Origin of the sequence: Flavobacterium calami (assembly GCF_038290035.1) — a bacterium.
In the GTDB taxonomy this organism is placed as follows: domain Bacteria; phylum Bacteroidota; class Bacteroidia; order Flavobacteriales; family Flavobacteriaceae; genus Flavobacterium; species Flavobacterium calami.
This window is the reverse complement of record NZ_JBBYHS010000044.1, coordinates 1-1,429: the sequence shown is the minus strand read 5'-3', so window position 1 is coordinate 1,429 and position 1,429 is coordinate 1. Positions and strand designations below refer to the sequence as shown.

Annotated in this window: 2 protein-coding genes; one reads left to right on the top strand and one right to left on the bottom strand. The window is 31.8% G+C overall.

What is annotated here, in order from left to right:
* A partial coding sequence (locus AAEO57_RS20800; protein WP_341694945.1) for a hypothetical protein occupies positions 1-241 on the top strand: 241 nt, incomplete at its 5' end.
* Between the two features lie 6 nt (positions 242-247).
* On the opposite strand, the gene AAEO57_RS20795 is transcribed toward AAEO57_RS20800, so the two are convergent.
* The gene (locus tag AAEO57_RS20795; RefSeq protein ID WP_341694944.1) at positions 248-1,159 is read right to left on the bottom strand and encodes a hypothetical protein; all 912 of its coding nucleotides are present in this window, start codon (positions 1,157-1,159) and stop codon (positions 248-250) included.
* Positions 1,160-1,429: the final 270 nt, after the last annotated feature.

Sequence of the window (1,429 nt, the reverse complement as noted above, 5' to 3'; positions counted from 1 at the left end):
AAACAAAATAAGTAGAGATGTTGACAGCGTTAGTTTCTTTTTCATTTTGTCTTTTGTTTTTCTGATAATTAAAGTATTATTCAGGATTTTTACGCATTCTATATTATGGCTAGTAACGTTCTGGTACTACAGCGGGTTTGGGACTAAATTAAGCCCATTCTTCGGATTTGCCAAATCATCACAAATACAAAACCAACTTTCCATTAAGCCTATTGCCCAAATCCGTTGTAGTAGCTGTTAGCAGGCGTTATTCTTCTTCTTCGATTATGCTTGTTAACCGCTCTTTTGTTAAGTCGTTAAGTTTATTTTGCGATATAAAATGTAGAGATAAATTGTCAAGTTTTATGTGTTTAAGCTGTTTAGGTGTTTCTTTCAGTTTTGCGATTTCAAATAAGTTATATTTATCTTCGGGAAGAACAATTATTAGAATTGGTTTTACCGATTTCTGCATTGTTTCCTGATAGAAACCTTTAGCAATTTCAAGTCGGATTAAAGTTTCTCTAATGTACTGTGAATTAACGCCATTAGGGTAATATTTAATTTCAATGATTTTGTCTGTGTCAAGTTTAAGAGGTGCATTTAGTATAATGTCATATTCAAAATGCTTTAAACGATAGTTTGTCAAAACACGATACTTGTCAGAAAAGAAGAGTTTTAATTTATCGGAAATTGTTTGTTCAACTTGTAGATAGGATTTTATAAATTGTTCTTTAGTATTTGCTTCAGTCTTTGGCTCGGTTGGTTGCGTTTGTTCGTCAACTGTTTGTTCATATTCTGTTTCAGCTTTATCAACTACTTCTTTTTCAGATAGTTTTTCTAATTCTTTTTGAAGCTTTTTGTTTGTTAGTTCATCTCTTTCATCTAGAAGTCTTTGCTTTTTTAGCCAACGAATAAGTCCAATAATTAAACTTGTTAAGCCAAGCAAAAAAAGAATAAGAGATACCCAAGGAATAATGCACAACAAAAGGCTTACTTGTCCTTGTCTAGTGATAATAATAGTTTTTGCTGTTTCAGTTAAGTTGTCAATAGTTTTTTGTTCAATTAACAAATCAAATGGCTCTCTAAAAAATAGCCATACAATTAAAATAGAAATTGTCATTAAAGCAACTCCTACCGAAACGAGAAATTTATTTAAGTCGCTATATTCAATTTTTTCCATTGATTGTGTCTTTTATAATGCCTGCTAACGTTCTGGCGCTTGGCGAGGTTGGGGAATAAAGATGCGAGATTTTTCGGTTAAACACAAATTTTCCAAATACAAAACTAACTGTAAATTCAGCCTAAAACCCCAATCTCGCCAAACGGCTGTGCTTGTTGCACAACTGTTCAAATATATAAAAAACGTTGTTTAAAAATATGATTTTTGGTACTTTTAAGTATGCAAGGAAGAAAGGAACTCAGCCCAAAAATATTGTATCAGGTACAACTT

What these genes read in the sequence shown, in the direction of transcription:
- AAEO57_RS20795 (WP_341694944.1), bottom strand. Translation starts at nt 1,159, where the DNA reads ATGGAAAAAATTGAATATAGCGACTTAAATAAATTTCTCGTTTCGGTA.